Source organism: Vibrio sp. qd031 (genome assembly GCF_002100145.1).
Taxonomy (GTDB): Bacteria; Pseudomonadota; Gammaproteobacteria; order Enterobacterales; family Vibrionaceae; genus Vibrio.
This window is the reverse complement of sequence record NZ_JXQD01000025.1, coordinates 856,911-870,817: the sequence shown is the minus strand read 5'-3', so window position 1 is coordinate 870,817 and position 13,907 is coordinate 856,911. Positions and strand designations below refer to the sequence as shown.

General features: G+C 44.9%; 9 protein-coding genes. 2 read left to right on the top strand and 7 right to left on the bottom strand.

What is annotated here, in order from left to right:
- Window positions 1-6,605, top strand: a 6,605-nt coding sequence (locus tag ST37_RS15860; protein WP_197687471.1) for an Ig-like domain-containing protein, incomplete at its 5' end; no start/stop codon positions are given.
- A 65-nt stretch (window positions 6,606-6,670) separates the two neighbouring features.
- Here ST37_RS15860 and ST37_RS15855 read toward each other — a convergent pair.
- Window positions 6,671-7,864, bottom strand: a complete 1,194-nt coding sequence (locus ST37_RS15855) for a class I SAM-dependent methyltransferase (protein WP_084888104.1) — start codon at window positions 7,862-7,864, stop codon at window positions 6,671-6,673.
- Between the two features lie 71 nt (window positions 7,865-7,935).
- Between ST37_RS15855 and yccX the strand changes: the two genes are divergently transcribed.
- Window positions 7,936-8,208: an acylphosphatase gene (gene yccX, locus ST37_RS15850; protein WP_084888103.1), complete on the top strand. Its 273-nt coding sequence runs from the start codon at window positions 7,936-7,938 to the stop codon at window positions 8,206-8,208.
- 47 nt (window positions 8,209-8,255) lie between these two features.
- On the opposite strand, the gene ST37_RS15845 is transcribed toward yccX, so the two are convergent.
- From ST37_RS15845 to ST37_RS15820, 6 genes are all read right to left on the bottom strand, one after another.
- Entirely contained in the window at window positions 8,256-8,585 is a 330-nt protein-coding gene (locus ST37_RS15845; protein ID WP_084888102.1) for a TusE/DsrC/DsvC family sulfur relay protein, read from the bottom strand.
- 93 nt (window positions 8,586-8,678) lie between these two features.
- Window positions 8,679-9,341, bottom strand: a complete 663-nt coding sequence (locus ST37_RS15840) for a Bax inhibitor-1/YccA family protein (RefSeq protein WP_084888100.1) — start codon at window positions 9,339-9,341, stop codon at window positions 8,679-8,681.
- Window positions 9,342-9,534: 193 nt separating this feature from the next.
- The gene (locus ST37_RS15835) at window positions 9,535-10,284 is read right to left on the bottom strand and encodes an amino acid ABC transporter ATP-binding protein (RefSeq protein ID WP_084888098.1); all 750 of its coding nucleotides are present in this window, start codon (window positions 10,282-10,284) and stop codon (window positions 9,535-9,537) included.
- Between the two features lie 21 nt (window positions 10,285-10,305).
- Window positions 10,306-11,403, bottom strand: coding sequence for an amino acid ABC transporter permease (locus tag ST37_RS15830; RefSeq protein ID WP_084888096.1), 1,098 nt, complete (start codon window positions 11,401-11,403; stop codon window positions 10,306-10,308).
- A gap of 12 nt (window positions 11,404-11,415) precedes the next feature.
- Window positions 11,416-12,618 carry an amino acid ABC transporter permease gene (locus ST37_RS15825; protein ID WP_084888095.1) on the bottom strand — a complete coding sequence of 401 codons (1,203 nt, stop codon included), beginning with the start codon at window positions 12,616-12,618 and terminating at the stop codon, window positions 11,416-11,418.
- Between the two features lie 75 nt (window positions 12,619-12,693).
- Window positions 12,694-13,722 (bottom strand): amino acid ABC transporter substrate-binding protein, encoded by a 1,029-nt coding sequence (locus ST37_RS15820; protein ID WP_084888093.1) that lies wholly within the window; start codon window positions 13,720-13,722, stop codon window positions 12,694-12,696.
- Between the last annotated feature and the right edge of the window lie 185 nt (window positions 13,723-13,907).

Below are 13,907 nucleotides of genomic sequence, written 5' to 3'. Positions count from 1 at the left end.
AAGGTGATGTGACGCCTGTCAGCGGCACGTTAACGGCGACGGATGCAGACAATCCTAATTTAGCGTTTGAAGAAAACACCATTAGCGATGCGTACGGTGAGTTCACCGTTGACGCGGAGGGCAATTGGACGTTCACACTGGCCGATAACGCGACTGTGGACGCGCTGACAGCCGGTCAGAAAGAAGTGCGTGAGTTTACTGTGACACTGTCCGATGGCAGTGACACTACAGTGACGATTACCATCACGGGTACTGATGATGATCCGGTGATTTCGGCGGATACTGATGAAGTCACTGAAGGTGATGTGACGCCTGTCAGCGGCACGTTGACGGCGACGGATGCAGACAATCCAGACCTAGAATTTACACCAAATACTATTACCGATGCTTACGGTGAGTTCACCGTTGACGCGAATGGCAATTGGACGTTCACACTGGCCGATAACGACACAGTCGATGCATTAACCGCCGGCCAGAAAGAAGTGCGCGAGTTTACCGTGACCTTGTCCGATGGCAGTGACACTACAGTGACGATTACCATCACGGGTACCGATGACGATCCGGTGATTTCGGCGGATACTGATGAAGTCACAGAAGGTGATGTGACGCCTGTCAGCGGCACCCTAACGGCGACAGATGCAGACAATCCTAATTTAGCGTTTGAAGTAAATACAATTAGCGACCCATACGGTGAGTTTGCTGTGGATTCTACTGGTCAATGGAAATTTGTATTGGCTGATAACCAGATTGTCAATGAGCTAGCTGAAGGAGAGGCGATTGAACGAGTATTTGTTGTAGATCTGAGCGATGGGAATGCGACAACTGTCACTATAACCATTACTGGTACAAACGACGGCCCAATCGCAATAGACGATATAGCAACAACAGAAGAAGACACTGCAGTCATCATTAACGTATTGGGCAATGATACTGACATAGATGGTGATGAATTGTCTGTAGTTAGCGCTACAAGCCCGAATGGCAGTGTTGTCATTAATGGTGATGGGACATTAACCTTCACACCAAACAAAGACTTTAACGGTGAAGCGACGATCAATTATGTCATTTCTGACGGTAATGGTGGCACATCAAATGCTGATGTGATCGTCACTGTGACTCCAGACAATGCAGATACCGTCTTGAACGACGATAGTATCAGCGTTACCGAAGATTCTAATGCAGTAGGAAGCGTGCTTTCTAATGACGTTGAAGATGATAGTCCGCTAACCGTGGTTGAATTTACCATTGATGGTGTAACAGGCTCCTTTAACGCTGGGGATACAGTGGTGCTGTCTGGCGGTGAGTTTACGTTAAATCAAGATGGCAGTTATGTGTTTGAGCCAAACGAAAACTGGCACGGTCAAGTACCTACAGTCACATACAGTACTAATACTGGCGACACTGCCGACCTTAGTATTGCCGTCACCCCAGTCGACGACCCAAGCAAGCTTGTTAAAGATTCTATTACGATAGATGAAGACACCGTTGCGAATGGAAATGTTTTAGCTAATGACAGTGACGTTGATAGTTCGCTGCTGGTTGCTACTTTCCAAATTAACGGTCAAACCTACAACGCAGGCCAGGAAGTGACGATTCCAGGCATGGGTGATTTCATCCTTAACAGCACGGGTGATTACACCTTTACACCATTGGCAGATTGGAACGGTAATACTCCAGATATTATTTACACCACCAATACGGGGCAAAGCGAGGCATTGAGTATTGAGGTGTTACCAGTTAATGACGCGCCTGACGCTAATGACGATAACTACTTAGTGAACTCAGGTAGTAGTGTGAGCCTAGACTTAACCGCTAATGACACCGATATTGACGGTGACAATGTCGTCCTAGTCTCTATCGACGGCGTCGTGCTTACTGGCGGCTCGCAAGTTATTACCTTGGGTGATGGCAGTGGTGTGGTTAACATCGACAATAATGGCGACATTGAATTTGTTCCTGCCGATGGGTACGAAGGTAACGCTACCTTTGAGTATGTAGTTTCAGATGGCGATCTTCAAAGCACCGGTAATGCCACCATTGAAGTTAATACGGTCGATGCGGAAAACGATGGCGATAATGACGCGATTTACCAAGTAAGTGCGGATTTCACCCGTGGAGTCGAAATCCCCGTAGACGATAATGACCAGCCGCTGTTTACTATTGAAGCCATAACATACGACAGCAATGGGAATGCCGTTACCGGTGATATTTCAGTATTAGATGGTTATGGAATCGGTGTTGCTAACTCTATTCGCGACACGGGACAAGTCCCGGATCAAATAGAATTTGACCCGGATACAGGGCGTTCTGAGCAGCTGAAAATTGAGTTTAGCGAACTGGTTAACCAAGTTGAATTTGGTGCCGAGCGATTATTTGGCGATGAAAATGGCGGTGAGCAAGGCGCTTGGTCGGCCTACTACAACGGAGAACTCGTCGCATCTGGTACGTTCGAGAACCCAGCGGGCTCAACGTCAGGCAAGTTTACAATAGATACTGGCGATATTGTGTTTGATACATTGGTTTTTGCAGCCAGTGAAAACAATGTCCTTACTGGTGACTCGTCTGACTATGTTCTCTCGTCCATCAACGCTTCTGGTGTCGACTTGGGTGATGGAGCTATTGTTGCGAGAGAAGACAGCGGTGTCACAATAGCCGACCCTGCACAAGGCTTGCTAGCAAACGATAGTGACAGTCAAGGCGACAGATTTGGTATTACTCATGTGAATGGTCAGCCGGTCACTGATGGTCAAGTTATTGCGCTAGCTAGTGGTGCACTGTTAACGATTTACTCTGACGGTACCTATGATTACGACTCAAACGGTGCATTTGAATACTTGTCTGCTGGCGAATTAGTTAAAGATTCATTCACTTATACCATTACCGATGAACACGGTGCGACGGATACAGCAACCGCGACGGTCAATGTCATTGGCAACAATGACGTTCCTTTGGGGTCAGAAGACTCAGCAGCGATGGAAGAAGGCGCAGTGCTAGTCTTCAATACAGAACAGTTAGTTGCAAACGACTCGGATGTTGATGGTGATAGTCTACAACTTGTGACTTTAGCTACCGATGCGTCAGGTTCAGGACAAGTCGATATTTCTTCTACGGGCGCAACATTTACCACTGCACTCGGTGGAACGGTTGTGGTTAACGAAGACGGTACGTTCTCATACCAAGCGCCGTCAGGGCTTGACCATAGTGATTCTGCGACATTAGTTGACAGCATTTACTATCAAGTTACTGATGGAAATGGCAACTCAACTTGGACAGAAGTTGAAATAGATATTAGCGATAGTGTCCCTGTCGCAATTGATGATTCTGACAGTGTTGGATTTGGTGGTGTCGGCTACGGCAACTTAATAGAAGGTGAAAATAACGGTAGCGGCAAAGATGAACTTGGCAACGACGCTACTGAAGTGACTAGTATTACTTACGAAAATGTCACATACAATAGTTGGGATGAAAATGGTGAGCTAACCATTACAACCGACAACGCTGTGGTCACGTTTAATCAAGATGGTAGTTACCGCTATGAGTCTACACAGTCTGAAGGTCAAGTAGAGTCGTTTTCAGCTAACGATATGTTAAGCAACCAAGGCATTTCGCTCTATGCCTATAGTGACTATACACAGGTGGATGTTAATAACTTAAATAGTGATGCGTCGGTAGTGAGCACTGGTGGTAATGTTGGTGTCAATAGCAACAATTCCACAAATGGTAGCTCGATTCGTTCCGATGAAGCACTTGTCACAGAGTTTAGTGAAGCAGCACATGTCGCTAATTTTACACTCAGTGGCGTGAATGGTAATGAAACAGTGTATTGGGAAGCCTATGATGATCAGGGAAATCTTGTTGATAGCGGCAGCGTTAGCAGTAACGATTTAACCATTGCGACTAATACAGGCTTTACTAGTGTTGTGCTCTATACAGGCAGTAACAATAGCTTCACTGTTAATAGTGTTGATGTCCAGTATGGCGTCGGCAGTGCAATTGAAGATACTTTTCAATATGAACTTACCGATGCAGATGGAAGCACGTCTTCGGCCGAGCTTACGGTAACTCAAGATTCTCTTCCTGACGCAAAAGATAATGTCGCTGATGTGTACGAAGCGGGTCTAGACAGTGGCACTGAATCTGGGACGGGCAGCAATATTGTGTCGGGCAACCTTCTTGATAACGATGGTGGTATCAGTGATTCCACAGTAATTACAGAAGTGGGTAACCAAACTCCAGTTAATGGCGTGATCACCGTCGATACGGTTTACGGTATATTGACTGTATATGTGGATGACTCAAATGGTCGTCGTGCAGGTGATTTCGATTACGAACTAACCGAAACCTCATCGGGTGATGATGTGGTAGACAGTGTTGAATACGTCATCGAAAATGGTGTTGGTGTTACCGATTCAGCGCAGCTAGATATTGCAATCGTTGATGATGTGCCGATGGTGTCCGACATTGAGCGCAACCTCATGACCAACGCAGACCCGGTTACGACTAACTTAACCTTTGTGTTGGACTTGTCAGGCAGTATGGATTACGCCGCTGGCAATGGAAAAACTTATCTTGAGACAGCCATAGAATCGTTGAGAGCGTTGGTTAATGAAGTCGATGATACAGGTAATGTTAACGTTCAAGTGGTTACGTTCTCGGGCAGTAACATTGAGAATTCTGGTTGGCTGATCGACGATATTGACGAAACCATCAATTACTTGGAATCACTTGAAGCCAGTGGTGGAACCTTATACCACGATGCTCTAGAAGAAGTGATGACAAGTGGAGCATTACCTGCAGCGGATCAGAGCTTTGTCTACTTCATTTCCGATGGTGTTCCAAACTCAGGATCAGAAATAACCGATACTCGTCAAACTGATTGGGAAGACTATTTAGACACGGCCAATTACGACATCGCCTTTGCCATTGGTATTGGAAATGCACCTCTAGATGAGCTTACACCTATTGCTCACTCAGTAGATCCTAATGACGATGATAGCGAGTACGCTGTTATTGTTGATGACGCTGATGATCTTACAGATACAGTACTAGAGTATTTCGACAACGGCACTATTACGGGTGAAATAAAACTTCTCGATACAGAAGGCGGCATTTTGGAGGGCGCTGATGGCGTATCAATCACAGCTGTAGTTATTGATGGCGTGACGTACCAGTATGATGCGTTAACACCAGAGATCACGGTGCAAACCGTTATGGGTGGTGAGTTTAGAATTAACTTCGAAAGTGGTGAATACTACTATGGTATTGACGTTGATCGTAATGTTCTAAACGAGAAAGAAGTGATTGAGATTCAAATCGAAGATGGCGACGGAGACCAAGATTCCTTGGATCTGACCCTAAACATCGACTATTACGCTGCAATAGATGCTAACGTGAATAACATCATCACTAACGCAGCAGAAGGCAGTACGTTAAATGTAGACTCAGACTACTTACTGCATGGTGACGCAACCAGTTCCGATACTGCACTTACCAATATCACCAGTGATGATGCTTTGGTGAGCAATACCGATGGTAAAATCACTATCGAAAACGGTAGCAGTGGCGATTTACTTGAGTACTTGATTGAAGGTAACGGTACCTCCGATAGTGCACGAGTTGAGTTGGATTATCAGGACTCGTCTCAATTAGTAGGCACTAACGCGAATGACGTGATTATTGCGCAATCTACGGCAAGTGGCGCGGTTCCTGTCACTGTTAATGCGACAGTAAGAGCTGGCTCGACATATGGGACAGCGAATCAGTTTGGCTTTACCGTTGCGACGATAGCTGCCGGCTTATCTGTTGCTGAATTGAGCATTGATTTGAGCAGTATTGACAGCAGTGCTTCCTGGGATGTTAGTGACGGTTTCCAATTCGACGATAGTGATTCGGTTGGAATTGACCAGACCAACAATATCTGGGATGACATGAGTTCTGATACCTCAAAACTTACCGCGAAGTTTGTTGCCGGTGACTTTACCAGTGGGGATGAGTTCTGGTTCTCATTCGATACCGATGGCTTTGGTGATGACCAAGGCAGTAGTTTCGTAGGTGCGTCGTTTAGCGTCACGTTGAGTGACGGTTCAGTTATGGACGGTAAGTTTATTTCTGATGGTGCCAATGGGGCAACCGCTGTTATCACTCAGGGATACGACAGCATTTTGGACGGCGCTGCCGGTGATGATGTCCTTGTCGGTGGTGACGGAAACGACCTACTTATTGGCGGCGAAGGAGACGATCTACTGATAGGTGGCAAGGGCGATGACATCCTCACTGGCGGTGAGGGTAGCGATCTGTTTGCTTGGCATGAAGGTGACCTCGATGGTAGCACAGATACAATCACTGACTTTGACCTTGCCTTTGATGTGCAGGGTGATTACCAAGGTGAGAAAGTTGACTTAAGCGATCTATTCCATGACGTTGAAAGTGATGACGTAGGTGCATTGCTCGATACCATTGCACAAACGGTATCGACTACGGACAACGGTTCGTCTATCACTGTAGATAGATTGGGCGATACAGTAACGATTGAGTTTGATGGTGTATCTTCTACAGACTTAACCAATAATCTAGCGAATATGTTGATCATTAAAGACGATATATAGTCCTACAAAGAAAAACGCCAAGTCACTTTGTGGCTTGGCGTTTTTTATGAATTGCTTGTGGGTAATTAAAGCACGCGGCAAGCGAACCCTTTGAGGTAAAAGCCCTCTGGATAGGCAGTATCACATAAGTGATCGGCGGCTTGTTCGAATCGTTCTATGAACTTTACCGATCGACCCGCGTCTAGAGCAGCATCAGCGACTATTTTCTGGAACAGGCTTTGATCCATAAGACCTGAGCAGGAATAGGTGAGTAGCGTTCCACCAGGATTGAGAATCTCAATAGCTAAGCGATTAAGATCTTTGTAACCGCGACTTCCTGAAGTTAGGGTTGATTTGGAGCTCACCATTTTTGGCGGATCCATGATAACTACATCAAACTTTGTTCCCTGATCGCGATATTCTCTCAGTAGCTTAAAAACGTCTGCGTTTAAAAAGACAGCCCGTTTCTTGCTGATGTCGAAGCCATTAAGCTCTGCATTGCGCTTAGCAGCGTCCAATGCGGGTTGTGACACATCTGCATTGATTACTCGCGTCGCACCGCTCTTGAGCGCGTAGAGGCCAAATCCACCGGTATACGAGAAGCAATTGAGCACGCTTTTGCCCTGCGTATATTTCATTGAGCGTTGACGACTGTCTCGCTGGTCCAAATAAAAACCTGTTTTATGACCATTAACAATATCGACGCCAATTTTAACGCCATTTTCTTCAATGGTTACACTTTCTGGCGGTAATTCACCATGAAGCACGCCAACACGTTGCTCGAGTCCTTCCTTTTCTCTTACCTTAACGTCCGATCGCTCGTATATATGGCACGAGGGGAAAATACGGGTAAGTGCTTTGACTAGTGAGTCTCTATGTTGTTCGGCACCGGCGCTGAGAAGCTGACAGACAAGATAGTCTTTATATTTATCAATGGTGACGCCAGGAAGGCCATCCGATTCTGCTGCGATCAATCGAAAGCCCGTTGCCTTTTCGCGCTCAATAATGTCTTGTCTTATCTCGAGTGCTTGTTGGATGCGATATTCAAAGAAATCGATATCAATATCACAATTATCAAAGCTCCAAACACGCGCACGAATTTGAGAATTAGGAGAGTAAGCGGCCTTTGCGAGCCAGCGTCCTTTAAAATCTAATACGTCTACGGTGTCGCCTAATTGAGGTTCGCCAATTAATTTTTCAATAGCACGAGAGAAAATCCACGGATGTCGACGGAGCAGTGATTTTTCACGTCCCTTGGCTAGTTTTATTGCTAAAGTCATGTTTGGATGCCTAAATTAAAGTGTCGCCATTTTTAATGAAAGGGCCAACAAAAGCAACTTTGGGAGGGAATATGACACAGAAAACAGCAAAAGCATGGGTGTCGGGCCGTGTCCAAGGAGTCGGATTTCGATATTTTACTGCGCATCAGGCGCAGACGTGGGGTCTTACAGGCTATGCAAAGAACCTTAACGATGGACGCGTTGAGGTTCTCGCAAGCGGGGATGAGCACTCTGTAGAGTTACTGCTGGACTGGTTAAAGACCGGCCCGCCAACCTCAACAGTCACCGAGATTGCTGTTGAGTACGTTGAATACGCACCAATGACTCGTTTTAGCATGTATTGAGGTCATATGCGGGGTGGTTAAACTGAAAAGGTCATGAGTTGAATATCCTATAAACACTTGGCAGGCTTGGGCAGTCCGGCAAGTTTCGTAGCTTGTTTCGCAGGGCCTTCTCTAAACAATGTAAACAAATATTTACTGCTGCCTTTCTCAGGACCATGGGCTTTGGCTACGGCTTTAACAAGCATTCTTACGGCCGGAGAAGTCTTAAATTCCAGGTAAAACTCACGCACAAACAAAATGATTTCTAAATGGTCATCGGTCAGAACAATGCCTTCTTGCTCGGCAAGCACAGGTATCATCGCTTCTTCCCATTGTGTGTAGTCTTTTAGGTAGCCTTCGGCATCGGTGGCTATTGACGTGCCATTGTAATCAAACATAGTCTGCTCATGTCATTTTTGATGGCCGATAGTGTAAACGAGAGCAAAAAAAAAGCCTAGACTAAGTCTAGGCTTTCTATGCAGTTCGACAAATTAGTCGTTGTTCATTACGCCAAGAATGCTCAGCAGGCTAATGAAAATGTTGTAGATGGATACGTACAGCGATACCGTCGCCGAAATGTAATTTGTTTCTCCACCTCGAATGATGTTTTGCGTTGTCAGCAAAATAACGCCCGTTGAGAACAGAATAAACATTCCGCTCATTGCTAGGTACAACATTGGCATTTGTAGGAAGATATTAGCAACCATACCAACAAGCAGTACCACAAGACCAGCCATTAGCATGCCGTTTAAGAACGATAGATCACGCTTGGTTGTTAGAGCGTAAGCAGATGCACCTAAGAAGGCTAGGGCAGTACCACCTAGTGCAGTGACGACGACGTCACCCATACCAGCGCCAACGTAAGCATTGAGAATTGGCCCGATTGTGTAGCCAAGGAAACCTGTGAATAGGAAGGTAAATACCAACCCCATACTGTTGTCGCGGTTCTTCTCAGTTAAAAATAGTAAGCCGTAAAAGCCAACTAGCATGATGATTAGACCTGGACGCGGCAGGTTGAAGGCCATTGAAATACCAGCAACAAGAGCCGACCATATCAGCGTCATCGAAAGTAAAAAGTATGTGTTACGCAGAACCTTGTTGGTTTGCAATACACTTTGCTGCTGCGCAGTGCGTTCTACCATTGGACTGTTCATTAGATTCCTCACAAATCTTAGTTGTTACTAGTTAAGTAGTGGCAAATGATTAGAATTTCAAGGGCCACGCATTATATAAGTACGAAATCATAAGCGATAAGTTTCAATCCGTTAACCCTAACATGTAACAAAGTATAACGCACAAGCACTGCGAATAAAAAAAGGGTGACTTGTGTCACCCTTTAATTACTACTTAGTGGTGCAATATTTGACTGAGGAAGTTTTGGGTCCGATCAGACTGAGGGTTTTCGAAGAAATCAATGGGGTTATTTTCTTCAATAATTTCGCCAGCATCCATAAAGATCACTCGGTCCGCGACTTCTTTAGCAAACCCCATTTCGTGCGTTACACACAGCATGGTCATGCCTTCTTCTGCAAGTTCCACCATAACGTCCAATACTTCGCGAACCATTTCAGGATCGAGCGCAGAAGTCGGCTCATCAAACAGCATGACTTGTGGACTCATACAAAGTGAGCGCGCAATGGCAACACGTTGCTGCTGACCACCTGATAACTGACCAGGGTATTTGTCTGCTTGATCGGGGATTTTAACGCGTTCAAGGTATTTCATCGCTACAGCTTCAGCTTCTTCCTTAGGCATTTTTTTCACCCAAATCGGCGCTAGCGTGCAGTTTTCCAAAACAGTTAAATGCGGGAAAAGGTTAAAGTGCTGAAAACACATACCTACTTCTCTACGAACCGCTTCGATATTTTTAAGATCTTCAGTAAGCTCAGTGCCCGAAACCATAATGTGGCCTTTCTGATGCTCTTCTAAGCGGTTAATACAGCGGATCATGGTTGATTTACCTGAGCCTGAAGGGCCACATATAACGATTTTTTCGCCTTTTTTCACATTAAGATTAATGTTTTTTAGTACGTGAAACTCGCCGTACCATTTGTTCATATCCTGTAACTGGATCATGTACTCTTGTTCAGTTGTCATAATACGTCCTTGACTAAATTCTTATCGCTTGTGACCAGTATGAAGCTTGTTTTCGAGCCAGATAGAGTATCTTGACATACCAAAACAAAATACCCAAAACACTAGCGCGACAAATACATAACTTTCGATGGCAAAACCTAACCACTCAGGGTCGGTGTTGGCTGATTGACCTATGCCTAGTACATCAAACATACCAATGATTAACACCAAGCTGGTATCTTTAAATAAACCGATGAAGGTATTTACAATCGATGGAATGGTAATTTTTAGTGCCTGTGGCAAAATAATGAGACGCATTTTTTGCCAGTAACTTAACCCTAGAGCGTCAGCCGCTTCATACTGGCCGCTAGGAATAGCTTGTAAACCACCACGAATAACCTCAGCCATATAGGCAGCACTAAAGAGTACTACACCTACAAGAGCACGGATTAGCTTGTCTGTTTCCATACCTTCCGATAGGAAGAGCGGAAGCATTACCGATGCCATAAACAAAACAGTGATCAGTGGTACGCCACGCCAAACTTCGATATAAACAGTACACATACTTCGTATAATAGGCATTTCGGAACGACGTCCAAGTGCCAGGAATACACCGATTGGTAGTGAAACAACAATACCGATTAATGCGATGATGAGTGTTACTAGCAAGCCACCCCATTTATGAGTTTCAACCACTTCTAGCCCAAATACGCCACCATACAGCAGAGTGGCAATCAAAAATGGATACACGTTTACAAAAAATAACCACAACCAAGTTCGCTTAGGGGTTTTTTCCCACATAAGCGCTGCGACAAAAATCGCAAGCGTCGCATAGAACAGGCGAGGGCGCCAAAGTTCAGCTTCTGGATAGAAGCCGTACATAAATTGTTCCCATCGCACACTAATAAATACCCAACATGCACCTGCACTTGTACAGTCATCGCGTGTTGTGCCAATCCAATCAGCATTAATAAATGCCCAGTCGACAACGGATAACACCATCGACAGGACTAGATAGCCTAAAATCAAACTCACAATAGAGTTGACTGGCCCGTTAAATAAATTTTTACGTAACCATCCTACTACACCTACAGAATTTGACGGTGGTGGTAGGTCTGGTTGAAATTGATGTATGCTCATCTGTTATCCCTCTTATCTCTCAACCAAGGCGACTTTCTTGTTGTAGTAGTTCATTAACGCCGACGTTACCAAGCTTAGTGTTAGGTAAACACCCATTGTCATTGCAATAATTTCAATGGCTTGACCTGTCTGGTTAAGGGTTGTTCCAGCGAATACTGACACCAAATCTGGGTACCCAATCGCCATAGCAAGCGACGAGTTTTTGGTTAAGTTAAGGTATTGACTGGTGAGTGGCGGGATAATTATTCGCATAGCTTGCGGAATAATGACCAATTTTAGCGTGCGAGTTCTTGGTAACCCAAGTGACATTGCTGCTTCAGTTTGCCCATGGCTAACCGCATTGATACCTGAACGTACGATCTCAGCAATAAATGACGCTGTGTAGATACTTAACGCCAATGTTAGGGCAGCAAGCTCAGGAATAATGCTAATCCCCCCTCTGAAGTTAAACCCTTTTAACACTGGCATTTCAGCGCTAATTGGCATGCCTGTTGCGAAATAGGCGATCAGTGGGAGACCGATAATTAGTCCAAGACTTATACTGACTACCGGTGTTTGTTGCCCTGTTAAGCTCTGCTTATTGCGAGCCCAAATATACAACACGATTGACGCAATGACTGCGGCTACAAAAGCGGCGATGACAACGCCACTTCCTGGCTCAAACACTGGAGCAGGGAAATAAAGGCCGCGGACATTTAGGAACACGGCTTCACCCAGACTCATACTTTCTCTTGGTGATGGCAACGCTTGTAATACAGCAAAGTACCAGAAGAAAATTTGTAGAAGCAGTGGAATATTACGGAAAATTTCGATGTACACAGCAGCTAATCGACTGACTAACCAGTTTGACGACAAACGTGCAATACCGACCGTAAAACCGAGTACTGTCGCCAAAAAGATACCCAATACTGACACTAAAGCCGTATTGAGTAGTCCTACGATAAAGGTTCGGCCGTAGCTGAAGGTTTCGTCGTATTCGACAAGCGTTAGACCAATACCAAAGCCTGCCTCTTGATTTAAAAAACCAAAACCGGTAGCGATCCCGCGAGAATCTAGATTACTCAGAGCATTGTTTACAATGGTGTAAAAAAATAGGCCGAGCAAGAAGATGGCAATGACCTGAAAGGCGACCGAGCGGAAGGTTGGATTATAAAGCAGGTTTGTGTTTTTAGGCGGTGCGCTGCGATCCGCCGCATCTGAAGAGTTAGGATTCATACAACTTTAACCTCAAATCCATGTAAGGGAAAAAGGGCGGTTTCCCGCCCTAGTGTTATTATTTTTAGATTCCCATTAACGCAATGGAGGAGCGTACATGAAGCCACCAGCATTCCACAGAGCGTTTACACCGCGCGAAATTTGAAGTGGTGAACCTGTACCAACCGTACGTTCAAAGCTTTCGCCGTAGTTACCAACTTGTTTGATGACTTGGTAACCCCAATCATCAGAGATATCTAGGGCTGTTCCTTTAGGACCGTCAACACCCAAGATACGCTTAATATTTGGATCGTTTGACTTAAGCATTTCGTCAGCGTTCTTAGAGGTGATACCGTATTCTTCAGCATTGATCATCGCGTTTAGCGTCCATTTTGCAACGTTAAACCACTTGTCATCACCTTGACGAACTACAGGGCCTAGAGGCTCTTTAGAGATAATCTCTGGAAGTACCACTGCTGAACTTGGATCTTTTAGGTTTAAGCGAAGTGCGTACAGACCGGATTGGTCGGTCGTTAGCACGTCACAACGACCGCTGTCGAATCCTGCAGACGTTTGAGCTGCAGTATCAAACACTACTGGATTGTATTTCATGCCTTTTGTACGGAAGTAGTCAGCTAGGTTAAGTTCAGTTGTTGTACCAGACTGAACACAAACTGCTGCACCATCTAGCTCAGTAGCAGATGAAAGGCCGAGCTCTTTCTTAACCATGAAGCCCTGACCATCGTAGTAGTTTACGCCTACGAAGTTGAGACCTAGAGCAGTATCGCGATGTAGTGTCCACGTGGTGTTACGTGACAATACGTCGATTTCACCTGACTGAAGCGCAGTGAAACGTTCTTTTGCTGTTAGTGGAACATATTTAACTTTAGTCTTGTCGCCTAGTACTGCTGCGGCTAATGCCTGACAATACTCAACGTCAATGCCTTCCCATTCACCTTTAGAGTTTGGGTTAGAAAAGCCTGGAAGACCGGTACTTACGCCACATGTAAGTGCGCCAGATTCTTTAACTTTGTCTAGAGTGCTATCGGCAGCAAAAGCGCTGTTAGACATAACAGCAGCTGATGCAGCAACAACTGAAGCTAGAATGGTGAGTTTATTGGCCATTGTATCCTTCCTGTTATTTTCCATGATGATTCAGTAAATTACTGAAATAACGTTCTACATGTTGTGTATGCAATTGTTTGTTAGTGATCCATTTCTATGCAAGATAAAAACCAATCATTTAAAAAACTAGATTAGGATTGTTGATTACACAAATTGTTAATTTAAAATGATTTTATGTATCTACC